20 protein-coding genes and 1 pseudogene are annotated in these 22,455 nt (G+C 71.4%); 6 read left to right on the top strand and 15 right to left on the bottom strand.

All coding sequences use genetic code 11. The annotated features are described in order from the left end of the window. Positions 1-153: 153 nt before the first annotated feature. The 3 genes from D7Y21_RS30065 to D7Y21_RS30055 are packed head-to-tail and all read right to left on the bottom strand — an operon-like array spanning position 154 to position 5,454. Positions 154-3,180 (bottom strand): efflux RND transporter permease subunit, encoded by a 3,027-nt coding sequence (locus D7Y21_RS30065; RefSeq protein WP_121717222.1) that lies wholly within the window; start codon positions 3,178-3,180, stop codon positions 154-156. Continuing rightward, the gene (locus tag D7Y21_RS30060; protein WP_121717221.1) at positions 3,177-4,250 is read right to left on the bottom strand and encodes an efflux RND transporter periplasmic adaptor subunit; all 1,074 of its coding nucleotides are present in this window, start codon (positions 4,248-4,250) and stop codon (positions 3,177-3,179) included. The genes D7Y21_RS30065 and D7Y21_RS30060 overlap by 4 nt, the downstream gene beginning before the upstream one ends. Then, positions 4,240-5,454 carry a TolC family protein gene (locus tag D7Y21_RS30055; protein WP_121717220.1) on the bottom strand — a complete coding sequence of 405 codons (1,215 nt, stop codon included), beginning with the start codon at positions 5,452-5,454 and terminating at the stop codon, positions 4,240-4,242. Before D7Y21_RS30055 ends, D7Y21_RS30060 begins: the two co-directional genes overlap by 11 nt. A gap of 166 nt (positions 5,455-5,620) precedes the next feature. Between D7Y21_RS30055 and D7Y21_RS30050 the strand changes: the two are divergent. Together D7Y21_RS30050 and D7Y21_RS30045 are read left to right on the top strand one after the other, a co-directional pair. Then, positions 5,621-6,130 (top strand): annotated as a pseudogene (locus D7Y21_RS30050) (M3 family metallopeptidase); the annotation flags it as partial. Between the two features lie 5 nt (positions 6,131-6,135). Beyond that, on the top strand, positions 6,136-6,525 hold the full coding sequence (locus D7Y21_RS30045) for a VOC family protein (RefSeq protein ID WP_121717219.1): 390 nt from the start codon (positions 6,136-6,138) through the stop codon (positions 6,523-6,525). A 29-nt stretch (positions 6,526-6,554) separates the two neighbouring features. Here the strand turns inward: D7Y21_RS30045 and D7Y21_RS30040 are convergent, their stop codons facing one another. Then, complete coding sequence (locus tag D7Y21_RS30040; RefSeq protein WP_121717218.1) at positions 6,555-7,397, bottom strand: AraC family transcriptional regulator; 843 nt, start codon at positions 7,395-7,397, stop codon at positions 6,555-6,557. A gap of 152 nt (positions 7,398-7,549) precedes the next feature. On the opposite strand from D7Y21_RS30040, the gene D7Y21_RS30035 reads away from it, so the two are divergent. Beyond that, on the top strand, positions 7,550-8,287 hold the full coding sequence (locus D7Y21_RS30035) for an SDR family oxidoreductase (RefSeq protein WP_121717217.1): 738 nt from the start codon (positions 7,550-7,552) through the stop codon (positions 8,285-8,287). A gap of 25 nt (positions 8,288-8,312) precedes the next feature. Here D7Y21_RS30035 and D7Y21_RS30030 read toward each other — a convergent pair whose 3' ends face one another. Continuing rightward, positions 8,313-9,110 (bottom strand): DUF5995 family protein, encoded by a 798-nt coding sequence (locus D7Y21_RS30030; RefSeq protein ID WP_121717216.1) that lies wholly within the window; start codon positions 9,108-9,110, stop codon positions 8,313-8,315. 101 nt (positions 9,111-9,211) lie between these two features. Further along, on the bottom strand, positions 9,212-10,120 hold the full coding sequence (locus D7Y21_RS30025) for an alpha/beta hydrolase-fold protein (protein WP_120565113.1): 909 nt from the start codon (positions 10,118-10,120) through the stop codon (positions 9,212-9,214). Between the two features lie 298 nt (positions 10,121-10,418). On the opposite strand from D7Y21_RS30025, the gene D7Y21_RS30020 reads away from it, so the two are divergent. Beyond that, the gene (locus D7Y21_RS30020; protein WP_120565114.1) at positions 10,419-12,389 is read left to right on the top strand and encodes a PAS domain S-box protein; all 1,971 of its coding nucleotides are present in this window, start codon (positions 10,419-10,421) and stop codon (positions 12,387-12,389) included. Here the strand turns inward: D7Y21_RS30020 and D7Y21_RS30015 are convergent. Then, entirely contained in the window at positions 12,375-13,331 is a 957-nt protein-coding gene (locus tag D7Y21_RS30015; RefSeq protein WP_121717224.1) for an alpha/beta fold hydrolase, read from the bottom strand. The genes D7Y21_RS30020 and D7Y21_RS30015 overlap by 15 nt on opposite strands. 253 nt (positions 13,332-13,584) lie before the next feature. Here D7Y21_RS30015 and D7Y21_RS30010 point away from each other — a divergent pair, with 253 nt between their 5' ends. Continuing rightward, entirely contained in the window at positions 13,585-14,550 is a 966-nt protein-coding gene (locus D7Y21_RS30010; protein ID WP_121717215.1) for a lytic transglycosylase domain-containing protein, read from the top strand. A gap of 1 nt (position 14,551) precedes the next feature. On the opposite strand, the gene D7Y21_RS30005 is transcribed toward D7Y21_RS30010, so the two are convergent. Further along, on the bottom strand, positions 14,552-15,478 hold the full coding sequence (locus tag D7Y21_RS30005; RefSeq protein ID WP_120565116.1) for a GyrI-like domain-containing protein: 927 nt from the start codon (positions 15,476-15,478) through the stop codon (positions 14,552-14,554). A 141-nt stretch (positions 15,479-15,619) separates the two neighbouring features. Between D7Y21_RS30005 and D7Y21_RS30000 the strand changes: the two genes are divergently transcribed. After that, positions 15,620-16,135 (top strand): hypothetical protein, encoded by a 516-nt coding sequence (locus tag D7Y21_RS30000; protein WP_120565117.1) that lies wholly within the window; start codon positions 15,620-15,622, stop codon positions 16,133-16,135. 6 nt (positions 16,136-16,141) lie between these two features. Here D7Y21_RS30000 and D7Y21_RS29995 read toward each other — a convergent pair whose 3' ends face one another. Genes D7Y21_RS29995 through D7Y21_RS42340 form a run of 7 tightly spaced genes read right to left on the bottom strand, consistent with a single transcriptional unit; the run spans position 16,142 to position 22,303 of the window. After that, on the bottom strand, positions 16,142-17,254 hold the full coding sequence (locus tag D7Y21_RS29995; protein WP_121717214.1) for a hybrid sensor histidine kinase/response regulator: 1,113 nt from the start codon (positions 17,252-17,254) through the stop codon (positions 16,142-16,144). Next, positions 17,251-17,952, bottom strand: coding sequence for a response regulator (locus tag D7Y21_RS29990; protein WP_120565119.1), 702 nt, complete (start codon positions 17,950-17,952; stop codon positions 17,251-17,253). Before D7Y21_RS29990 ends, D7Y21_RS29995 begins: the two co-directional genes overlap by 4 nt. Then, positions 17,952-19,154 (bottom strand): sensor histidine kinase, encoded by a 1,203-nt coding sequence (locus D7Y21_RS29985; RefSeq protein ID WP_233612332.1) that lies wholly within the window; start codon positions 19,152-19,154, stop codon positions 17,952-17,954. The genes D7Y21_RS29990 and D7Y21_RS29985 overlap by 1 nt, the downstream gene beginning before the upstream one ends. A 27-nt stretch (positions 19,155-19,181) precedes the next feature. After that, positions 19,182-20,570 (bottom strand): sigma-54 dependent transcriptional regulator, encoded by a 1,389-nt coding sequence (locus D7Y21_RS29980; protein ID WP_121717213.1) that lies wholly within the window; start codon positions 20,568-20,570, stop codon positions 19,182-19,184. 32 nt (positions 20,571-20,602) lie between these two features. Beyond that, a complete protein-coding gene (locus D7Y21_RS29975; protein WP_120565121.1) occupies positions 20,603-20,899 on the bottom strand; it encodes a TraR/DksA C4-type zinc finger protein in 297 nt (98 codons plus the stop codon). A 22-nt stretch (positions 20,900-20,921) separates the two neighbouring features. Beyond that, entirely contained in the window at positions 20,922-21,968 is a 1,047-nt protein-coding gene (locus D7Y21_RS29970; protein ID WP_147469412.1) for a hypothetical protein, read from the bottom strand. Further along, a complete protein-coding gene (locus D7Y21_RS42340) occupies positions 21,965-22,303 on the bottom strand; it encodes a hypothetical protein (protein WP_199724511.1) in 339 nt (112 codons plus the stop codon). The genes D7Y21_RS29970 and D7Y21_RS42340 overlap by 4 nt, the downstream gene beginning before the upstream one ends. Positions 22,304-22,455 lie beyond the last annotated feature (152 nt).

Here is a 22,455-nt window from a genome sequence, read left to right as displayed (position 1 = left end):
GTCCCCCGCCCACCACGGCCACCTTCGTCGCCTGCATGTCCGTCCTCCGTCCCAGCGCCCGGCGCATTCCGGGCATCCAACGGCAACCACGAACAAGGACGAAAAAAGGTTACAGCGCCGGCCGCGGAGCCGCGCCGCGAGGTGACTCCCCCCTCAGCTCTTCGCGGAGGCCGTGTGACGGCGCACCAGCACGTACGCCGCCGGCAGCCCCACCAATACCGTCAACGTGGACAGGGACAGGCCCCCCAGCACGGTGATGGCCAACGGCCGTTGCAGCTCGCCACCCTCACCCAGTCCGAGCGCGAGCGGGACGAGCCCCAGCAGCGTCGCCAGCGTCGTCATGAGGATGGGACGCAGGCGCACGGAGGTGGCGTGGCCCACGGCCTCGGCCGCTGCCATTCCTTCGGCGCGTCCCTCCTCCGCCCGGTCGAGCAGGAGGATGCCGTTCTTCACGACGAGCCCGACGAGCAGGATGCAGCCCATCAACGAGGAGACGTTGAGCGGCGTGCCGGTGAGCCGCAGACAGGCGACGCCCGCCGCGAGCCCCACGGGGACCGAGCCCAGGATGAGCAGCGGGAGTACGACCCCACGGAAGTGGAAGGTCAGCACCAGGAAGACCCCCAGCGTGGCCAGCACCAGCACCAGCACGAGGGCCTGGAAGGACTCGCGCTGACTCTCGCGCTGACCGCCCAGCCGCACCGCCACCCCCGCTGGCTTCTCCAGCGTGGCGAGCCGCGCCTCCACCTCCGCGGTGACGCTGCCCAGGTCCCGCCCCTCCAGCCGCCCCGTCACCGCCACCAGCGGACGCAGGTTGTCCGAAAGCAGCTCCGCGGGCTGGCACTCCTGGCGCACGCGCGCCACCTGCGTCAGCGGAACCATCTGCCCCGAGGCAGTCCGCAGGCGCAGGTGATGGAGCACCTGGGGCTCCGTGCGGTCGGCGTCACGCAGCCGCACTCGCACATCCACCTGCCGGCCCTCGCGGGGGATCGTCCCAACGACATCGCCCAACAGCGCCGTCCGGACCTGCGCCGAGACATCCCGCGTCGTGAAGCCCAGACGGCCCGCCTGGACCAGGTCCACATCCAGGTGGGTCTCCGGAATGCACCCGGTGACGCCGTCGAACAGGTCCGCCAGACCCGGGATGTCCCGCAACCGCTCGGCGACACGGGGCGCGAAATCCCGCAGTACCTGGACGTCCTGCCCCAGCAACTTGACCTCGACGGGATCCGGCGCGCCTTCCAGGTCGGAGAGCACGTCCTGCAGCAGCTCGACGAATTCCAGCCGGACTCCGGGAAGCGCGGCCTCCGCCCGCGTGCGCGTCGCCTCGATGATGTCCTGGCCATGACGCGTCCGCCGCGGGGAGAGCGACACGGTCAGGTCGCCACGCGAGGACTCGGTGGCCGCTGGCGGCCCCAGCTCCGCGCCCAGGCGCCGGCTGGTGCCCATGACCTCGGGGATGTCCGCGACCACCGCCTCCAGCGCGCGCCCCAGCCGGTCCGCTTCCGCGACCGAGGTGCCCGTCGGCGTGAAGTAGTCCACGACGAACGCGCCCTCATCCAGCTCCGGAAGAAACCCCGTCTCCACGCCCCGGCCCAGCAACGCCAACAACACGGTGAGGAGCGCCACGGCGGCCACCAGCACTCCCGGCCGCGCACGCCACTGCGTGAGCATGAACCCCGGGATGACAGGATGGGGCGCGTGATGGCCACCGGGCGCGACGAGCAGCCACCCGCACAGCAGCGGCGTCAGCGTGACGGCCAGCACGAGGGAGAGCAACACGGCGGTGCACAGCGTGAACGCCAGCGCGGTGAAGAACTGGCCGGACACGCCGGGCAGCAGCGACAGCGGCGCGAAGACCACGACCGTGGTGAGCGTGGAGTTGGTGACGGGCCAGGCGATCTCCCGGAGCGCGTCCGCGGTCGCGGCCCACCGCTCCGTCCCCGCCGCCACCCGGCGGTACACCGCCTCCACCACGACCACGGCGTCGTCCACCACCAACCCGATGGCCACCGCCAGCCCGCCCAGCGACATCAGGTTGAGCGTCCCGCCCGCGAGCCAGAGCACGCCAAAGGTCATCGCCAGCGTGGCAGGGAGCACCACCGCCGCGGCCGTCATCGCCCGCCAGGAGCGCAGGAAGAGGCCCACGACCGCGAGCGTGAGCAACCCGCCGAGGATGACCTCGTCCCGCACGTGGGCCACGGACCGGGCGATGAGCCCGGCCTGATCATAGGAGAGCTCGACGTCGATGCCCGGCGGCAGTCCCGCCCGCACCCGGTCCAGCTCCGCCTGGATGTCCCGCGCCAGGGTGACAGCGTCCGCCCCGGGCCGCCGGCCCACGCTGACGAGCACCGCGGGCCGGCCGTTCGCGTACGTCAGGGAGAGCCGGTCCGCGTGCCCCTCCTGGATCCGCGCGACGTCGCCCAGCCGCACGGGCGCCTCGGGCGTCCCACCCACGACGAGCGCCGCCAACCGGTCCGGCGAGTCCACCGGCCCCCGCACCACCACCAGCGCCTGCTGGTAGTGCACGTCCACCCGGCCCGCCGGTTCGAGCACGAGCGCGCTGCCCACCTGGGTGGCGAGCGTGGGCAGGTCCAGCTTCGCCTGCTCCAGCCGCTGTGCGTCCACGGCGATGGAGAGCTCACGAACGTCGCCGCCGACCACGTCCACCCGCCCCACTCCCGCGAGGCCCGCCAGGCCGGGACGCAGCGTCCGCAGGGCGAACTCGCGCAGCAGGGCAGGGTCCACCGTCCCGGTGACGGCGAGGGTCTGGATGGGAAAGGACGACGGGGTGAGCCGCTCGGCGGAGAGCGTCGCGTCCGCGGGCAGTGCGTTCTGCACCTCCGCGAGCCGCGCATTGACGAGCCCCAGGGCCCGCTCCATGTCCGCGTTCGAGTCGAACCAGAGGGATATCTCCGCGGCCGCGCGGATGGTCCGGGAGCGCACCTGCCGCACGCCGATGACGGTGGACAGCGCTTCCTCCACCGGGCCGGTCACGGACAACCGCAGGGTCTGCGCGCTGGCGCCCTTCAGCGTCGCGGCGACGACGATTCGCGGGAAGGTCACCTCCGGGTAGAGGCCAGCGGGCAGGCGGGTCGCGCCGAGCACTCCCGCCAGCGTCAGCGCCGCCAGCAGCACCACCACCCCGGGCGCGTTGCGCCGCAGCAGCGTCAGCCACGTCACCTCAGGACCTCCACCCCGGCGTCATCCGGCAGGGAGTAGCCCCCTTCCACGACGACGCGCTCGCCCACCGCGAGCGGCCCCTGGACGACGGCCCCGCCCACGTCCTCGGAGACGACGTGGACCGGCACCCGGTGGACCCGCCCGTCCCCGAGCCGCGCGACCGCGACGCCCCCATCCTCCTGGGGCAGGAGCGCCGATGCAGGCACGGCCAGCGCGCTGCCCAGCGACGCCACGACGACGTGGGCTCGCGCGGTCGCGCCCAGGCGCAGCTCCCCGCGCGGGTTGGCGAAGCGCAGGCGGACCAGCACGTTGCCGCTCTGCGGATCCACGGAGGGGGACACCGCGGCGACCTCGCCCTCGCGGACACCGTCCAGCCCGTCGACGGTGAGCGTCGCGCGTTGACCGGGTTGGACCTCCGCGGCCTCCTGCTGGGTGACGAACGCACGCAGCTCCAGCGGATCCGTCGCCGAGACCTGGACCACGGGGGGGGTCGCGCCCTCCACCCGCTCCCCCTGCCGCACCCCGATGGCCGTCACGACTCCGTCGAAGGGGGCCTGCAACGAGGTGCGCCCCATGCCCCGCCGCGCCAGTTCCAGGGCGCTCCGGGCCCGGGCCTCCGCGGCGCGGGCGGAGGCCTCCGCGTTCCGGTCCTGCTCCGCGTCCTGACGGGCCGCGACTCCGTGCTCGGCCAGGACGTCCGTGCGCGCACGCTTCTCCTTCGCGGCCTCGAGCGCGGAGGTGGCTTCGCGCAGGGAGGCCTCCGCCTGCTGGAGTTCCGCGGTGGCGTTGACCGTGTCCACCTGGGCCAGGACTTCGCCCGCTCGCACCCGGTCCCCTTCCGCCACGCGCAGCAGCGACAGCCGCCCGGGCACCAGCGGTGAGAGCCGGACCTCGCGCCCGGGCGGCGCCGACAGCAGGCCCGCGACGCGAAGTTCGCGCACGGCCCGTCCCGGAGCCACGAGGGCGACACGGACGCGCGGCAGGGGCGGCGCACCTTCCTCGGGCGGCGTCCGCTGGCACCCCACACCCGAGGCGAAGAGGCAGGCGAGCAGTGCGAATCTAGGGTTCATCGAGGGGCATCCCAGCGGCGAGTTCGAGGTCCGCGAAGGCGGACTGGGCGGCGAAGGCGGCTTCGATGGCCTGCGTCCGCGTCTCCGTGGCCGTCTGGAGCGCGGCGTTGAGCGCCACCCGGGAACTGCGGCCCACGCGATAGGACTCCAGGGCCATGCCCTCCGTCTTCTCCACCGCGGGGAGGATCTCCTCCGAGTAACGAGCGAGTCCCGCCAGCGAGGCGGACAGGCGCGCATGGCTGGAGACGAGCTCCGTCCACCGGGAACGCCGCTCCTCGTTCTGGCGGGCGCGCGCGAGCTCCAGCGAGGCCGCGGCGCGGACCGTCTCTCCGCGTCCCAGGCCAGGGAGGGAGAGGTCCAGGTCGAGCGCGCCGCGAAGATACGTGCTGCGTCCCCCGGGGCCATCCGCCTCCACGGAGACCCCCACCGTGGGCACGGGCCACCGTTCCCGCCGTGACGCTCGCAAGGAGGCCTCGGCCGCCGCCACGTCGGCCTGACGTGCCTCGGCGGCGGGGGACCGCGCGCCTTGGGCCAGCACGGCCTCAAGGGAAGGCAAGGCGGGCGGGGAGGCGTCCACCGGCTCCAGCGCCGCACCCGGTGGCCGGCCCAGCAGCAGGGCCAGCGCCGCCGTGGCGGCGGCGAGCTCACCCTGGCGGGTCAGCCATTGGACTTCCGCGGAGCCTCGCGCGATGCGGGCCTGGAGCAGGTCCAGCTCCGGGGCAGCGCCGGTGTCGAAGAGCAGCACCGCGGCGGCCTCCGACTCGCGCGCGAGCGCCAGTGCACGTGCGGAGGTCTCCAGGAGCTGGCGGGCGCGCACGCATGAGAAGTAGGCACGCCGCGCATCCGCCCGGACCGTGGCCTCGCTCGCGCGGCGCTCGTCGGCGGCGCCACGGGCCGTCAACTCCGCGGCGAGCACACGGGCCGCCCGGGCGCCCGGAGCCGGAAGCCTCTGGGTCAGGCCCACGGTCCACCGGGGATCATTTCCCCCTCCCCCCAGTGTCAGGGTCAGCGGGGAGAAGGTCCGGGCGACCTCCGCGTCCCCGCGGGCCACGGCTTCCTGCGCCCGGGCCTGTGCGAGCGCCGGCGCCTGACTCCTGGCTTCGAGGAGCGCCAGGCGCAGCGTGAGCGGCTCCCCCATCGCGGTGCCGCCACACAGCAGCAGCAGCGTGACGACCCTGGAAGACCATGCACTCCCGCGCCACATCGAAGGACAGTCCTCCCGACAGCACCGTCACCGCCATCACCCGCCGGGGCCGCTCACCGCGAGGAAGGCGGCGGAATGCCCCGAAGCCGGTGGCCGCTTCCGTCCCGGCACGACGCATCTGGCGATGTCCGGCCCTCGCCACACGCGCGTGAGAAAAACCTCATCCGCGGTCGCGCGCGTGCGCGAAGAGGTCGCCGCGATGACTGCCATTGCCCGAAGCCAGGGCCACCCGGAGCCCATCGCCCCGTGGGACTACCGCTACTCCGCGGAGAAGGTGCGCAAGCAGGCGTATGACTTCGACGACAGCGAGGTGAAGCCCTGCCTCCAGTTGGAGCCCCTGCGCGAGGGCAAGTACAATGGCGGGCAGACGGAGACGTACCGCGTCCAGGAGCGCTTCCGGGGCGAAGTGCCGGCCCTGGTGGCCATCTTCGCCAGCAACACCTACGCGGCGGGCTACTACCGCTATCCCTGGGCGGACCTGCCGGCTTCGGACGCCTTCGAGGCCTTCCAGGAAGCCGGAGGTGCCGATGACACGAAGGTGGCCGCGCGGCTGCGCGAGCACGTGCTTTCCGTGGGCAACACCGTGGACCCGTTCGAGGGCTACCGGAAGTTTCGTGGGAAGGACGCGAGCCTCGACGCACTGATGCGCGAGCGCGGCTTCGCGCCCATACACTGAGGACCATGATCGATCACACCGGCATTGGCGTCGCGGACGTCGCCCGCTCGGCGGCCTTCTACGACGCGGCGTTGGGAGCGCTCGGCATCCGCCGCGCCATGCAGCTTCCCGAGGACACCGGCGCGGATGGCATTGGCTATGGCCGGGACTACCCCATCTTCTGGATCGACCGCTTCCATCCCCACGGCGTGAAGCAACACACGGCCTTCGCCGCCACGAGCCGCGCCCAGGTCGACGCCTTCCACTCGGCCGCGGTGGCGGCGGGTGGAACCGACAATGGGCCTCCCGGGCTGCGCGGCGTCGAAACGGGCTATCCCGCGGGTTACTACGCTGCCTTCGTGCTGGATCCGGACGGCAACAACATCGAAGCGGTCTTCCGTGAGCCTTCCCGATAGAGCCGCACCCAGGTCCTGTGACGGCGGCCTCACTGCACGGCGCGCGCGAACTGCCCCGGGGTGATGCCGACGATGCGCTTGAAGTGCCGGTTGAGCTGACTCTGGTCACAGAGCCCGACCTGGAGGGCGACCTCCGCGGGTGCCAGTCCGTGTGACAGCAGCCGCTGAGCTCGCGAGACGCGCAGGTGGGTGAGGTATGCGTGCGGAGGCATGCCCAGCTCCTCGCGGAAGGCGCGGCACAGGTGGAACCGGTTCCAGCCCACCTGATGGGCCAGCGACTCCAGGGTGATGCCCTCCGGAATGGCTTCGTGCAGGGCCTCCACCACGCGCCGGATGGGCCAGCGGTAGCGCCGCTCCAATGCGCCTGAATGCTCCAGACATCCGACCAGCGAGGAGAGGGCTTCGGCCAGGGCCGTCTGGAGCGCGAGGGCGTTGGAGCGCCCCTCCAGGCCCGCATCCAGCACGGCGTGGAGGCGCACGAAGGCGGCCGCCACGGGCTGCGACACTTCGAGTTGGAGCTGGCGAAGCCGGGCGGAGGCCGGCGCGCCCAGCGCCTCGCGGGCCTCGGCGACGAGGGACTCGTCGAAGGCGATGACCTGGAACCGGGCGGGTCCGTCTCGGCGCAGGTCGCGGTGCACCTCGCCCATCTGCTTGAGGTCGACCGTTCGGGGCGAGGAGGAATGGACCTTGCCCCGCCCCCACCACTCCGAGTGCCCCCGCTGCGTCACCATCACGGAGAAACGTTCCTTCACGGAGCGCAGCAGCCGCCCGTCGGTCCGGTAGCGCACCAGTCGCAAGCCCGTCAGTTCCGGGAACAGGAAGGTCTGGATGGACAGGGGGCCATCCACGACGGCGTGAGAGAGAGCGGACACGGTTGGATTCTAGGGATGGGCTTCCCCCCTGGCTTGGGCGAAGTTGACCTGCACGCCATGTCAACAACGTCCAAGCCCGGTGTGCCCCGGCATGGCTACGTCTTGCATTGCACGCCCGGCCCTCCCCTCACCTGGCCGGGCAGGGAGGCGTCATGTCAGGCATCCAGGACAAGGTCATTGCCATCACCGGAGCCAGCAGCGGCATTGGCGAAGCGGCGGCGCTGCTGCTCGCCGGGCGTGGAGCGAAGGTCGTCCTTGGCGCGCGTCGGCTGGAGCGGCTGGAGCCAGTGGTGGAGCGCATCACGAAGGCGGGAGGGGCGGCCCTCTGCGCACGGACCGACGTGAGACTGCGCGAGGACGTCGCCGGGCTCGTCCGCCTGGCCTGTGAGCGGTTTGGCAGGCTGGACGTGCTCATCAACAACGCGGGCAGCCTGGCGACCTCTCCGCTGGACGACCTGCGCGTTGACGACTGGGAGGAGCTGGTCGACACCAACATCAAGGGCGTGCTGTACGGCATCGCCGCGGCGCTGCCGGTCTTCCGCCAGCAGGGCTTCGGGCACTTCATCAACACCGCGTCGACCTCGGCGCACCGGATCGTGCCCGGCCAGGCGGTCTACGCCGGGACGAAGTTCGCCGTGCGAGCCATCTCCGAAGGCCTGCGGCAGGAGGCGGGCCCCAGGCTGCGGGTGACGGTCATCTCGCCAGGGATGACCCGGACGAACTTCCTCGAGCACGTGAAGAATCCGGAGCTCCGGGCCCGGTTCGAGGAGGTCCGGGACAAGCTCGCGATTTCGCCGGATGCGATTGCCCGCGCCATGGCCTTCGCCATCGAGCAGCCCGCCGACGTGGACGTGGGCGAGGTGATTGTCCGTCCCACGGCGCAGGACTGAGCGGGCTCTGGGGTTGAGGGGCCGGCTACCCGCCAATCACCTGGATGTTGTAGGCGATGTCCTTGTTCTCTTTCGCGCGGATCCACTCAAGCAGCCCATCCACCAGGAAGCCGGGGTGGAGGATGAGATTGCCCAAATCGTGCACGGACTGGTCGCGCTCCGCGATGTGCGGGGCCCACTGGTCCTGGGGCAGCGGCGCGAGCAACTGCGCCAGCTCCCAGGCCTTTTCCCGGGCCACATCCATCGCGAAGTTGAAGACCAGGTCCTCCCCTTCCGGACTGATGGCCTCCAGCTGCTTCAGGCGCGGAGACACCTCTCCCAGCTCCACTTCCACCACCGAGACCAGCCGCGCCAGCAGACCGTTGATGCTATCGAAGTCCTGCTTCAACGACGCGAGCTCGCTCCCCGGCGCCACCGTGGCCGCCGCGATGCCCAGGTCCAGGTTGATGTGCGCGTTCATTCCCAGCAGCAGGTGCTGGATGATCAACGGCGAGTCGTCCTTCAGCGAATCGAATGCCAGCTGCCAGGACTTCGTCAGCGTGCCGCCGGAGGCATAGGCATTCCACGCCGCCAGGAAGCGGTTGGCGAAGACGACGTCCAGCCTCCCCATCCGCTCGTTGTCCAGGAAGACATTGCCCGCGATGATCGCCCTCCGAACGTCGACCGTCACCCGCTCGTAGAGCGCGGTGAAGTAGCCAATGCGGTCGCGCGTCCGCAATGACTGGTCGATGATGTCATTCTCCTGCGTGATGACCTCATCAATGGTCGTGGGAGGAACAGGAGTCGCGGACGGAGCAAGGGGAACTGCGACGTTCAGGGCCATGGTGCCAGGAACTAGAGAGGAATTGAGAGCCCCCTGCAATCGGGTGCGCTTTCACCCGTAGGGCAAGCGCCCCCCTGCCCCGACACCGCGACCCGGAAGAACTAGCGGTGCTGGGCGAGGAGCCAATCCCAGAACGCGTAGTTGTCGTACTGCTGCGTCCAGCAGTCGTGCACACCGCCGGGCAGCACGGTGAGGCGCGCGATGTCACTCCCGGTGGCCACCACGCCGGGCTGCAACGTCCACACGGGGCTGCTGGCGCCCGGGAACAGGTACGTCACCTTCTGGGTCGGTGCGGTCACCTGGACCGGCTGGAACAGGCCTTGGTTCTTCGTCACGCCCGTGAGCCATGAGGTCTCAGCCGAAAGGGAGCTGCCGTCCGCGAACGAGTGCACCGCCCACACCGGCACGTTCTTCAGCTGGGTGATGGTGGGACCCGGCGCTCCAATGTTGGTGGCCATGGGCGCCAGCGCCGCCAGACGGCTCCCATACGTGTACGCGTACTGCCAGGCGCCGTAGCCACCGAAGCTGATGCCCGTCAGGTAGATGCGCGTCGTGTCCACGCGGTAGTTCGCCACGATGAAGCTGATGAACGCGTCAATCGCCGCCGGCTGCCAGTTCGCATGCGCGCGCGGCGTGAAGACCATCACCTGATGCTGCCCGAAGTACGCCTTGCCCTGGGCCGTCTTGTGGATGTTCTTCAGCGCCCCATGGCGCGTCACGTAGCCCAACAGGTCCGCCTCCGTCGGAGACGTGCCGAACTCGCCAGCACCGTTCAGGTGGATGATGACCGGATAGGACGTGGTGGACGTCAGGTAGCCCGGAGGCAGGTATTCACCGTAGCCGTAGCCTGCTCCCGTGCTCGCGGGCAGCCGGGCCACGACCTGGTCCTCCGTGGTGATGGTGAGCCCCGCCTCGTGCGTTCCCCAGGTGTCCGCCTCTCCCGGCTCGAAACTCCCCCCGCAGGCGACGGCCCCCAACGCGACAACCAGCGCAATCCATTGCATCCGCATGGTGTTTTCTCCGGGTCTGGGCTTGACGCAGGAGCACTCTGCGATTGCAGATAAAAATAGGAAAGACTCAATTACTCGAATAATCACATTCCACTGCGAATGCGCAGCACCGCCGCAGGATTCCGGTTGAATGGCAATACACATGGACTCCGTGGAGGTACACCTCGCCACGTCCGCCCACGGTTCGCGCCACTGACACCAGCGCTCCTGCCGGGGCCCGGCGCGTCCGCTCCCTGTGCCGCGGGGAACGGCGGCTCACAGCCCGCGTGTTTCACGACATGGAGGGACCGTGGCACGCATGGAGTGCACGCACGCAGGCCAGAACACGGATGTGCTCTTCCGTTTCCTGGTCCAGAGCGCGAAGGACCGCGCCATCTTCGGCATCGACCTGCAAGGGCACATCATCAGCTGGAACCCGGGCGCCGAGCACATCAAGGGCTGGCGCGCCGAGGAGGTCCTGGGCCAGCACTTCCGCATGCTCTTTCCCGAGGACTACCGCCAGCAGGGGCGCCCGGAGAACGAACTGAAGGAGGCCTTCGAAACGGGGCACTACCAGGGCGAGGAGCCCCGGCAGCGCAAGGACGGAAGCCTCTTCATCGCGGAGATAGACCTATGGCTCTTGCGTGACGACGCGGGCCAGCCCTGCGGGTTCGTGAAGGTCACGCAGGACGTCACCGAGCGCAAGCTCGCGGAGGAGACGCTGCGGCAGAGCGAGGCGCGGCTGAGCGCCATCCTCGCCTCGCTGGCCGAGGGCGTCACCCTGCACGACGAACAGGGGACCATCCGCTTCGCCAATGCCGCCGCGGAAGAGAAGCTGGGCCTGTCCGCCAGCCACCTGCGGGGCCGCACCCCCTTCGACCCGCGCTGGGAGGCCATCCGGGAGGACGGCAGCCCGTACCCCGGCGAGGAGCATCCACACATGCGCGCGCTTCGCACGGGTGAGGATGTGACCGGCGACGTGGTTGGCATCCACAAGACGGGAGGCAGCCGCATCTGGCTGTCGATCAACGCCCGGCCCCTCCGCACGCCCGATGGCCGCGTCGTGGGCGCGGTCAGCTCCTTCTTCGACATCACCGCGCGCAAGCAGGCGGAGGAGGAACACGTGGCGCTGCTTGCCCGGGAGCGGTCGTCCCATGCCGAAGCGGAGGCGGAGCGCCACAAGCTCTACGCCATCTTCGATCAGGCCCCGGTGGGCATCGCCATCTACCGGGGCCCCCACCACGTCATCCAGTTCGCCAACCCCGTCCAGTGCCGCTTCTGGGAGCGGAGGTGCTCGGAGGTGCTCGGCAGGCCCTTGATCGAAGTGCTGCCCGCGGAGTTCGGGCCGCCCATCATCGAGAAGGCCTGCGACCCCGTCTTCCAGAAGGGGGAGCCCCGGGTCTTCACGGAGGAGCGCTTCGAGTCCACCCGCCGGGACACGGGCGAGCGGGTGGAGCACTTCTTCAACTTCACGCACGTGCCCATGCGGGACCTGGAGGGCGCCGTCGAGGGTTTCATGGGGGTGGCCTGGGACGCCACGGACGCGGTGCGGTCTCACCAGCGCGCGGCCGTCCTGACCCAGCAGCTCCAGGACCGCGTCGACTTCGAGCAGCAGCTCATCGGCATCGTCAGCCATGACCTGCGCACCCCGCTCAACGCCATCCACCTGACGGTGAGCGCCATGGCCCGCCGCGACGAGCTCGACGCGCGCACCTCCCAGTCCGTGCTGCGCATCCAGTCCGCCGTGCACCGCGCGGTGCGGCTCGTGGGAGACCTGCTCGACTTCACCCAGGCCCGGCTGGGCGAGGGAATCCCCATCGCGCCCCGAGCCTCGGACCTGAACCAGGTGGCCCGGCAGGTGTTGGATCAGGTGGATGCGGCGCACCCCGGCCGCACCCTGAGCGTGCACGAGCGGGGCGACGCGACGGGCGTGTGGGACTCCGAGCGGATTGCCCAGGTGGTGCAGAACCTGGTCACCAACGCCATCAAGTACAGCCCCGAAGCGAGCCCGGTGCAGGTGACGACCCGGGGCGAGGACGGGTGGGTGTGCCTGTCCGTGCACAACCAGGGCACGCCCATCCCCCCGGAGAAGCTTCCTGGCATCTTCGAACCCCTCCAGCGCGCGTCATCGGAGGTGGACTCCACCAGCCGCAGCGTGGGCCTGGGGCTCTACATCGTGAAGCAGCTGGTGGAGGCCCACGGCGGCACCGTCGACGTCACCTCCAACCTCAAGCAAGGCACCACGTTCACCGTGCGCCTGCCCCGGCACGGGGACTCAGGCGGGCAGTGACCTCAGGAACGCCAGCAGGGCGGCGTTCACCTCCGCGGGGCGCTCCTGTTGGATCCAGTGGCCCGCGCCTGGAATGACGAGCACGTCCTGGAGCCGCGGCACCAGGGCCTTCATGGCGTCCAGCGGAGCGAAGGCGCGGGCCGGGTCCTTCTCCCCGGTGATGAAGAGGGCGGGCTGCTGGATGAGGGCCGTCGCCAGCTCGGGCAGCTCCTCCCAGTCGCGGTCCATGTTGCGGTAGCGATTGAGCCCGCCGCGAAAGCCGCTGTGCGTAAGCTCCTTCGCGAAGTGCGCGACGTCCGCCTCCGTGAGCCACGCGGGCAGCGGCTCCGGCACCTGGAGACCGGTGAGGAAGCCGTCGCCCTGGCGGCGCGACTTCACGGCCTCGGCCTGCGTGTCGAAGCCGGGGGCGCCGCCCAGGGTGATGCGGAGCGTCCTCGGGATGTCCGCTTCGAGCTCCGCCTCGGCGATGCCCGGCTCCTGGAAGTAGAGGATGTAGAACCACTTGTCCCCGAACACGTGCCGGAAGAGCTGGGTCGGCGGCATGGGCGTGCGGCCCAGGTGCGGCACGCTCATGCCCACGACGGCGCGGAAGCGGTCCGGGTGCAGCGCGGCGCAGCTCCACGCCATCGCCGCGCCCCAGTCGTGGCCCACCACCACCGCGGTCTTCTCCCCCAGCGCATCGAGCAGGCCCACGAAGTCCGCCATCAGCTGCTTCATGCTGTAGGCCTCGATGGGTTCGGGCCGGTCGCTCTGGCCGTAGCCGCGAACGTCGGGCGCGACCGCGTGGTAGCCGGCGTCCGCGAGCGCCCGGAGCTGGTGGCGCCACGAGTACCCGGACTCCGGCCAGCCATGGAGGAGCAGCACCAGCGGGCCCTGGCCGGCCTCGGTGAGGTGCAGGTGGATGCCATTCGTCCGGACGGTGCGGTGGGTGATGTCGGCCATGGGAGCGTTCTGCACGACGCCCGGCCCGCTGTCATTCCACGCGTGACGGTGGGTTCGGATGATGACGGAGGGCATCGGGCCGGTGACGGGAGTCACCAGGTCCGGGCCCCACACGGGCTCCAGCGCCCCTGCGCGTGGCCCGTGAAATCCATGGGTTGTCCGCGCCCGCCCGGTCCGTGGGGGCTGGCACACCGGCTGCTATGGGGTCCTGCATCGCTTCACCGAACCCCAATCCCTTTCGAGGTCCCCCGCCATGGCCATCTCGCCCCTCCGCAGCCCCTCCGCTTCCGTGTCCCGCATGCCGGTGCAGGACGCAGCCTCTCCCCGCCTCGCGGGTCGCCCGGGTGGCGTGGACGGGTTCTCCTCCGCCCAGAAGCCGGGCTCGCCGGGGCTCGCGGCATTCCAGAAGGACGGCTTCGACATCGGCTCCGGCAAGGGCGCGGAGCTGGGCAAGCTGCTCCAGGACACGCTGTCCGCGCTGACGTCCATCGTGCAGCTGGTGGCGCAGGCCGTGCCGGGCGCCGCGCAGGGTGTTTCCGGTGCGCAGGGCGCCTCGGGCGGCAAGTGCGGCACGGGTTCGCAGCCCTTCTCCGACAGCAGCTTCACGCCGCAGGACTCGGCGCGTCCTCCCGTGGCGCTCAACGGCAACACCGGCGTGGTGGGGCCGGCGGCGTCGCAGTCCCAGGCGTCCAATGGCAACACGGGCGTCGTGGGGCCCTCGGCTTCGTCCTCGAGCGGCGGCACGAAGCTGGGCGGCAACCTGCCCCCGGGGCTGGAGAAGTTCCGGAGCGCCATCGAGTCCGCCTCCGCCAAGACGGGCATGCCGGCGGAGATGCTGGCCGCGCAGATCTGGCAGGAGTCGCGCGGCAACCTGGAGGCCGTCTCCACCAACGGCGGCAACGGCCTGACGGACACGGGCCTGATGCAGGTCAACCCCAACACCTACGGGGAGCTGCAGGCGAAGCACCCGGAGCTCCAGGGCAAGAACCTCTCCGACCCGGAGACCAACATCCTGGCGGGCGCCTTCTACATGAAGGACATGAAGGCGCAGTTCGGCAGCGATGACCTGGCCCTGCGCGCCTACAACTCCGGCCCCAACGGCGTGGACAAGAGCAACCCGGACGCCATCCCCGCCGGCACCGGCGACGCCACCTACGTGCAGAAGGTGAAGTCCTTCATGAACACGCTGGCCACCGGCCAGGGCTCGCTGCCCGCGTAGTTCACGCGAGCGGCACGTACAGCTCCGTGCGCAGCTCCGCCGGAGGCACCTGCATCGGGTTGTTCCGGTAGATTTCGAAGCTCACGCCCTCCCCCACCCGGTGGCCGCTGTCCGGCAGCCACTGGCCCATCAACCGGGCCCATGCATCCCCCAGCTCCGTGTAGGGCCCCACGTGCACCGTGGACGCGTAGCGCCCCGCCGGAAGCCGCCGCTCGCCCAGGACCTCCGGCAGGACGGCATCGTCGGGAATGACGACGGCGGCCTCCGAGCGCAGCTGGTCCTGCGGCGTGGACTCCGGCTCGTCGTGGTACACGGCGAGCATCGTGCCCCCCGCGTGCCGCAGCAGGCCCGCCGCTCCGGCGAGCTGGCCCAGCTTCTGGAACGCCTCCGAGATGCGCGAATAGGCCCCGACATGGGGCACCGTCGCCAAACGCAGCGCCGGCAACTCCTTGAGAACCACGTCCATGGTGTGACCTCCGGGAATGGGGAAGGCCCATGCGTTCCTGGGCGCTTCCGGTTGGAAATGGATGCCAGAGCGCGACGTGAGCCAGGTCTGGCGTGGGCGCACGCAGTCCTGCCCGGCACCGGCCGGGCTCCGGCGGAACTCCGAGGGCGGAACGCCATACGCGGCGCGGAAGGCCCGGGTGAAGGCCTCGTGGGTGTCGTAGCCCGCCTCGAAGGCGATGGCCGTCACGCCCTCATCGCCCTGGAGCAGCTGGAGGGCCGCCCGCTCCATGCGCAGGCGCCGGTGCAGCTCCAGCGGCGTCTCTCCCACCATGCCCCGGAAGACGCGGTGGAAATGGAACGGTGAGAGCGCCGCCTCCTTCGCGAGGGCGGTCAGGTCCAGCGCTTCATCGAGCTGGTGGACGATGCGGTCGACGGTCCGTTGGACGGCCGCCGCGTAGAACGATTGGGTCGCTGCCTTCACGCGACGAAACCTACGCGCGCTCCAGACCGGGGGCTTGATGCGCCTTGCGGTTTTTCAGGCCCCCGTCATGACGCGTCCATGACCGAGGGGCCGTGGAGGCATGGAGCAACGGACCAGGGGACCGGTGCAAGATGCCCCGCCATGCCCCCTACCCACATCCCCTCGTTCGTGTTGGCCGGGCTGTCGTCCGGATGCCTGCTGCTCGGCGCGTGCTCCAGCGCCGCCAGCCCCGTGGAGTCCCTCTCCGTCCGGGAGCTGAACATCGTCGACGAGCACGGCCAGACGCGCGTGCGCATCGCGGCGCCGATGCCCGACCCCCAGGGCCTGAAGCGCGCCGTCACCGCCTACGGCATCCAGTTCCTGAGCCCATCGGGGCAGGAGATTGGAGGGCTGGGGATGATCGACTCCATTGGCTTCCGTGGGCTCTGCTTCGACAGCGAGGCGGGCTACGAGGCCATGTGCATGAGCCTCATCGAGGGACAGCCCAGCATCACCTTCCGGCATGACTGGAAGGAGCGCATCACGATGGGCGTGGTGGATGGCGTGGCGAGCATCGTGGTCCACGACGCCCAGGGCAACCCGCGCATCAAGCTGGAGGTGGACAAGGACGGCAAGACGCGGACCGTCGGCGTGACGCCCGAGCCGGCCGCCCCCTGAGCCACGTCAGCGCGCGCCGGTCCCCGGTGCTCCGGGCAGGTGCACGGTGAGGCGCGCGCCGCCCAGCGGGCCATCCTCCACCTGGAGGGTGCCGCCGTGCTGGGTGACGATGGCGTGCACGATGGAGAGCCCCAGCCCGCTGCCGCTCGCCTTCGTCGTGAAGAAGGGCTCGAAGAGCCTCCCCCGCGACTGCACCGGCACGCCCGGCCCGCTGTCGTCCACGAAGAGCGCCACCTCTTCTCTTTGCGCGCTCGCGCTGAAGCGCACGCGGCCACCCGGCGGCGTCGCCTCCAGCGCGTTGAGCGCCAGGTTCAGCAGCACCTGCCGCAGCCGCTCCTCCTCCCCCCACACCTCCAACGCGCCCGGCGGCTCCACCTCCAGCGTCACGCCGCGCTGCTCGGCCTGCCACGTCAGGAGGCTGCCCACCCGCTCGAACAGCGGCGCCACCGCCACGGCGTCCGACCTGAACTCGCGGGGACGGGCGAACTGGAGGAAGTCCTCCAGGATGTGGTCCAGGCGGCGGATTTCATCCCGCACCAGCAGCAGCGGCTCCAGGAGCGGCCCCTGGACAGACTCCTCCAGCCTGCGCACCCGCCGCTCCAGGACGGTGAGCTGCAGGCCAGCGGCGTTGAGGGGGTTGCGGATTTCATGCGTCAGGCCCGCGGTCAGCGTGCCCACCGCGGCCAGCTTCTCCGACACCTGCGCGCGCCGGGACAGCGCCTGCTTCTCGCGGTGCAGCCGCACCTGGCGCAGCGCCTGCTCCAGGGTCACCAGCAGCTCCGGCGTGGCGCAGGGCTTGAGGAGGTACGCGCACGCGCCCGCGTGCACCGCGGCCACCGCCGCCTCCAGCATGCCCAGGCCCGTGAGCAGCACCACCTCTCCGTCCGGCACCAGCGCCTTGAGCCGGGGGGCGAGCCACGAGCCCTCTCCGTCCGGCAGCCGGACGTCCACCAGCGCCACGTCGAAGCCCGCCTGCGCCCGCTCCAGCGCCCCCGCGCAGCTCGTCGCGCTGGAGACGACGTAGCCCTGGTCCTCCAGCAGCTCCTTCATGTTGTCCAGGAACGCCGCGTTGTCATCCACCACCAGCACCCGGGGCCGCTCCCCCGCGCTCCCCGTCACGCGCGCTCTCCGTGCACGTGCTCCAGCGCGGCGAGCAGCGCCCCGGTGTCGAAGGGCTTGCGGACCAGCCGGCCCTCGAAGTCCGCGGGCAGCGCCTCCGGGTAGGCCGTGACGACGAAGGGGGTGGTGCCGGGGAAGCGCTCCCGCACGCGGCGCAGCGCCTCGCCGTCGGGGCCGCCCGGCACGCGCAGGTCCACGAGCGCCGCGAAGGGGTGGACGGACTCCAGCCCCACCACGTCCGGCACCGAGCGCGCGACCACGGCCGTGAAGCCGCGCTCGCGCAGCACCTCCGTGAGGTTGTCCGCGAGGTGGGCGTCGTCCTCCACCAGCACGACGAGCCCGTCGCGGCGGGCCCGCGTGAGCAGCTTCATCAGCGCGGGCACCGGCACCGGCTTGGGCAGCACCGCGAGCACGCCCTCCGCGCGCGCTCGCGCGAGCTCGGCCTCGCCGGGGTGCGCGGTGACGATGATGGCCGCGAGCCCCGGGTCCCGCTGGCGCAGGTGGTGCACCAGCGCGGCGCCACTCATCCCGGCCATGCGCATGTCGGTGATGAGCACGTCGTAGCGCACCTCGCGCGCGGCCTGGAGCGCGGCCTCGCCCCCGTCCACCACGGTGGCCGAGTGGCCTTCGTCCTCCAGGATTTCCGCCAGGTTCTCCGCGAAGGCCCGGTTGTCATCCACCAACAGGAAGCGGCCCATCAGGAAGGCTCCAGCGTCAGGGGAAGCTCCACCACGAAGCGGGCCCCTCCCGGCCCGGCTCCGGAGGGAGCGTACGCGATGCCGCCGCCATGCCGTTCGAGGATGCGCCGCACCAGCGCCAGGCCCAGCCCCAGCCCGCGCGCCTTCGTGGTCATCAGCGGCTCGAAGACGCGCGCGCGGATGGCCGGGTCCAGGCCCGGGCCGCTGTCCTCCAGCACCAGCCGGACCCGCCGCGCCCCGGCTTCTTCCGGGACGTCCGCCGTCAGCCGCACCTCGCCTTCGCGCTCGCCCAGGGCCTGCACCGCGTTCTGCAGCAGGTTCACGAAGACCTGGCGCAGCTGCACCGCGTCCCCTTCCAGCGGGGGCAGGGCCTCCAGGCCCTCCTCGCGCACGCGCACATGAGGGGGCGGCGCGACGGCCTTCCGCGCGGAGGTCCAGACCTCCGTGAGCCGCAGCGGCGCGCGGACCAGCGGGCGGGAGCGGATCATGTCCAGCAGGCTGGTGATGATGTGGTTGGCGACCCCCACCTGTTCCCCGATGCGGTCCAGGTGCTTGGCCACGCGCGCGTCCTCCGTCGCCGCGAGGCGGCCCTTGAGGATGAAGAGCGATGTCTCGATGACGCCCAGGGGGTTGCGCAGCTCGTGGCCGATGGAGCCCACGAGCTGCCCGAAGGTCGCCAGCCGCTCGGCCCGGGCCGCCTGGGCCAGCAGGTCCTCGCGGTAGGTGTGCAGCATGATGGCGAGCTCCAGGTCGAGGATCTTCCCCAGCGCCCGGCCCAGGCGGGCGGCCCGGGCGGAGTCGTCGCGCAGCGCCTCCTCCATCACCGCCGTCAGTTCCTGGCGCAGCAGGTTCATGGCGCCGAACATGTAGTGCTGCGGCAGGTGGATGCGCACGTGCACCCGTCCGATGCGGCAGCGGCGCTCGAACCAGGCCGCGTCCCACGGCCCCAGGAGCAGCGACCCCATCCAGTCCTGGAGGGTCACCTTCAGGTGGCCCACCTGGCTCTCGCCTCCCTCCAGCGCCTTGCGCGCCCCCGGGTGTTCGAGGATGCGCCGGTAGAAGACGTCCGCGATGCGCTCGAAGTGCGCGCAGGCGATGGGGTGCAGCTCCCGCAGGGCCTCCCCGTCGCTGGCGGAGAAGCCCACGTAGCGCTGGAGCTCCTCCAGGATGTCCTCCGTCACGCCTCCAGGTCCGGCTTCCATGGCGAGTCCCTTCCTTGCGCGCGGGGCCTACGACGCGGCCGGCTCCTCGTCCGGGCCGGGGCCTCCGCCGCCGTATTCCTTGAGCTTGTATTGGATCTTCCGCACGCTGATGCCCAGCACCTCCGCGGCGCGCGTGGTGGAGCCCTGCACCATCTCCAGCGTGCGGAGGATGGCCTCACGTTCGATGACGGCGAGCGTCGCGCCGGGGATGAGCCGGTCGCCGCCCCCGGCGCTGGGGCGGGGGCCGCGCAGCACGGGCGGCAGGTCGTCCGCCGTGAGCTCCTCTCCCCGCGCGAGCACCACGGCGCGCTCCACCACGTTCTCCAGCTCGCGGATGTTGCCCGGCCAGTCGTGGCTCATCAGCGCCTCCAGGGTGCCGGGCGCCAGCCCCTTCACGGCCCTGCCATGGGCCGCGTTGCAGCGCTCGATGAAGTGGCTCACCAACGCGGGGATGTCCGCCTTGCGCCGGCGCAGGGGCGGCAGCGTCACCGCCACGACGTTGAGGCGGTAGTAGAGGTCCTCGCGGAAGCGGCCCGCCTTCACCTCCGCCTCCAGGTCGCGGTGGGTGGCCGCCACGATGCGCACGTCCACCTTCAACGTCTGCGTGCCGCCCACGCGTTCGAACTCGCGGCCCTGCAACACGCGCAGCAACTTCACCTGCACGGCCGGGGAGATTTCGCCAATCTCGTCCAGGAACAGGGTGCCCCCGTCCGCCAGCTCGAAGCGGCCCTCCTTGCGCGCCACTGCGCCGGTGAAGGCTCCCCGCTCGTGGCCGAACAGCTCGCTCTCCAGCAGGCCCTCGCTGAGCGCCGCGCAGTGCACCTTCACGAAGGGGCGCGCCTTGCGCGGGCTGAGTTCGTGCAGCGCCTGGGCCACCAGCTCCTTGCCCGTGCCGCTCTCCCCCAGGATGAGCACCGTGGCCCGCGTGGGGGCCGCCTGATGGATGAGGGAATAGACCCCCTGGAGCTCGGGCGCGTCCCCGATGATGTTGCCCACGCGGAAGCGCTCCGCCACCCGCTCCCGCAGCTGCCGCGCCTCCTGCTTCAGCCGGCGTGTCTCCAGCGCCTTGCCCAGCACGACGAGCACGGCGTTCAGGTCCAGCGGCTTGGTGAGGTAGCTCTCCGCGCCCAGGCGCATGGCCTCCACCGCCGCCTCCACCGTGGCGAACGCCGTCATCATCACGAAGGCCGCGTCGCTGCCGTCCTCCTTCGCGCGGCGCAGCAGGGTGACTCCGTCCATGCGCGGCATCCGCACGTCGGTGAGCACCAGCGCGGGTGAGAAGTCCGGGAGCGCGGCGAGCGCCTCCGCGCCGTCCGCGGCCTCCCGCACCTCGTAGCCCTCCTCCGAGAGGAGGGTGGCCAGGGCGCGCCGCGCGTTCACCTCGTCATCCACGACCAGGATGCGTTCTGGGGCCATGCCCCTGCTTAACAGACATGAATCCAGGGCCTTCATGCGTTCGCGTCCCGGGCCCGCGCGTCCGCGCACGTCAGGCAGCAGCGCGCCTCCGGGACGGCGAGCAGCCGCTGCCGGCCAATGGCGCCCCCACACCGCTCGCAGCAGCCGAAGCGGCCCTGCTCGATGCGCTCGAGCGCCGCCTCCACCTCCTCCAGCTCGCGCGGCGGGAGGCACGCTCCCCGCATGGGCGGCCGGACAGCCACCGCCTCGCCCGCGCGCGAGGCACGCAGCGCGTTCCGGCGGGACAGGAGCATCCGCAGCGCCAGGGTCGTGATGGAGTCACCGGGCATGAGGTCCTCGTCCGCGCGGGCTTCAGGAGGCCGGGGGAAGTGACAGGGAGGCGGAGCGCTTGCGCCGCGCCGCGAGCACGCCCGGCGCCGCGAGCACCGCGACGGCCACCGTCACCAGCGCGGCGCCCGCCAGCTCCCGGGCGCTCACGCCGGGGAGCCCCAGCCACGCCGAGAGCACGGCCGTCGCGCCCACACCCGCGAACACACTGGAGGCGCGGTTGATGGGCACGGTGAAGGTGTTCTCCCGCGCATCCAGCAGCACCAGCCCCCCGAAGATGCCGCTGCCCTGGGAGAGGAGCCCCACGGCCAGCTCCGCGGCCAGCGTGGGCCGCGTGAACATCCCGGTGAAGCCCTCGCGCAGCTGCGCCGCCGCGCCCCCCACGCCCGCGAAGGCCCACAGCGCGAGCAGGACGACGAGCGCGGGCGCGGCCACCATCTGCTCCTCCACGAAGTAGCGCTCGCGCGCGCCGGGCACGTGGTTCTTCGCCAGCCGGCTCATGAAGCGCAGCCGCACGAAGTAGCTGAAGACGTACACCGCCCAGTCCAGCCCCGCCACCAGGGAGAGGCGCGGATCCGCGCCCGGCCCCGTCGCGACGAGCAGCGCGGCAAGGCTCACCCCCAGCGCCACACGGGAAGGCCACGCGACGCTCCGGCCGCTCACCGCGTCCACCAGCGGCGCGAGCACCAGCACGCCGCCGCGCATCAGCAGCATCATGAAGACGATGGAGGTGCCATCGAAGGTGTACGCCAGCGTGGTGGTGGCGATGATGCCCGTGGTGCACAGGCCCGACAGGAAGGTCCAGCGCCCCGGCCAGGGCAGGCTCACCGGCCCGAAGCGCCGGCGCCCCGCGTACTGGAAGGCGCCGCTCCACGTCAGGTACGCGAACATCCCCGCGAGCGTGGCCAGCGCCGTGGAGGGCAGCAGCACGAAGCCCGGCAGCCCCGCGGTCATCCCCGGCAGGGCGCCCAGGCTCAGCGCCTTCGTCAGCGCGCTATAGGGCAGGTAGCAGGCGAAGTACCCCAGCGCGAACCACCCGATGGCGACCGGGGCCTTGGGAGACGGACTCATCGTCCGCTCGCCGCGCACCAGGGGCAGCACCGGGCCGCGGGCAGGACCTGGAGCCGCTCGGGCTCGATGACGGTGCCGCAGCCCTCGCACCGGGGCAGGCCGTCCGCCGGAAGGTGTTCCATCGCGCGCTCCAGCGCCTCCAGGGCTCGCGCCTCGCGAGCGTCGAGCGCGTCGAGCAGCCGCGTCTCCTCCAGGGCCATCGCGCGGTCCACCCACTCGGGGGCCCCGGCGCCGGTGACTTCACGCAACAGGTCCCGGTGCTTGCGCCTCAGCTCCAGCAAGGCCCGCCACCGCTGGCGCAACCTCTGGCCTGCCTCTTCACGCGTGGCATTCATCGAGCGTCCTCCGTCTCCCGTATCGCGTCCCGGGCCCCCCACTGCGCGCGGCCCACCCCCATTGCTCTACAGGATGCATGCCAGTCTTGTCCCGGGCCATGAGTGGCGCCCCCCGCAGGAGTTGCACGAAAGCCCCCGTGCACCGCGCAACG

This window comes from Corallococcus sp. AB045 (assembly GCF_003668895.1).
Lineage (GTDB): Bacteria > Myxococcota > Myxococcia > Myxococcales > Myxococcaceae > Corallococcus > Corallococcus coralloides.
The sequence above is the reverse complement of the archived record's forward strand: the minus strand, read 5'-3'. Positions and strand labels throughout refer to the sequence as shown.

Bases quoted from the DNA above. Each gene is read 5' to 3' on its own strand.
- D7Y21_RS30015 (WP_121717224.1), bottom strand. From the start codon at position 13,331: ATGGCCGACATCACCCACCGCACCGTCCGGACGAATGGCATCCACCTG.
- D7Y21_RS30000 (WP_120565117.1), top strand. From the start codon at position 15,620: ATGCCCCCTACCCACATCCCCTCGTTCGTGTTGGCCGGGCTGTCGTCC.
- D7Y21_RS30025 (WP_120565113.1), bottom strand. From the start codon at position 10,120: ATGCGGATGCAATGGATTGCGCTGGTTGTCGCGTTGGGGGCCGTCGCC.
- D7Y21_RS30055 (WP_121717220.1), bottom strand. From the start codon at position 5,454: ATGTGGCGCGGGAGTGCATGGTCTTCCAGGGTCGTCACGCTGCTGCTG.
- D7Y21_RS30045 (WP_121717219.1), top strand. From the start codon at position 6,136: ATGATCGATCACACCGGCATTGGCGTCGCGGACGTCGCCCGCTCGGCG.
- D7Y21_RS29980 (WP_121717213.1), bottom strand. From the start codon at position 20,570: ATGGCCCCAGAACGCATCCTGGTCGTGGATGACGAGGTGAACGCGCGG.
- D7Y21_RS42340 (WP_199724511.1), bottom strand. From the start codon at position 22,303: ATGAATGCCACGCGTGAAGAGGCAGGCCAGAGGTTGCGCCAGCGGTGG.
- D7Y21_RS29990 (WP_120565119.1), bottom strand. From the start codon at position 17,952: ATGGGCCGCTTCCTGTTGGTGGATGACAACCGGGCCTTCGCGGAGAAC.
- D7Y21_RS29970 (WP_147469412.1), bottom strand. From the start codon at position 21,968: ATGAGTCCGTCTCCCAAGGCCCCGGTCGCCATCGGGTGGTTCGCGCTG.
- D7Y21_RS30030 (WP_121717216.1), bottom strand. From the start codon at position 9,110: ATGGCCCTGAACGTCGCAGTTCCCCTTGCTCCGTCCGCGACTCCTGTT.
- D7Y21_RS29985 (WP_233612332.1), bottom strand. From the start codon at position 19,154: ATGGAAGCCGGACCTGGAGGCGTGACGGAGGACATCCTGGAGGAGCTC.
- D7Y21_RS30060 (WP_121717221.1), bottom strand. From the start codon at position 4,250: ATGAACCCTAGATTCGCACTGCTCGCCTGCCTCTTCGCCTCGGGTGTG.
- D7Y21_RS30035 (WP_121717217.1), top strand. From the start codon at position 7,550: ATGTCAGGCATCCAGGACAAGGTCATTGCCATCACCGGAGCCAGCAGC.
- D7Y21_RS30020 (WP_120565114.1), top strand. From the start codon at position 10,419: ATGGAGTGCACGCACGCAGGCCAGAACACGGATGTGCTCTTCCGTTTC.
- D7Y21_RS30010 (WP_121717215.1), top strand. From the start codon at position 13,585: ATGGCCATCTCGCCCCTCCGCAGCCCCTCCGCTTCCGTGTCCCGCATG.
- D7Y21_RS29975 (WP_120565121.1), bottom strand. From the start codon at position 20,899: ATGCCCGGTGACTCCATCACGACCCTGGCGCTGCGGATGCTCCTGTCC.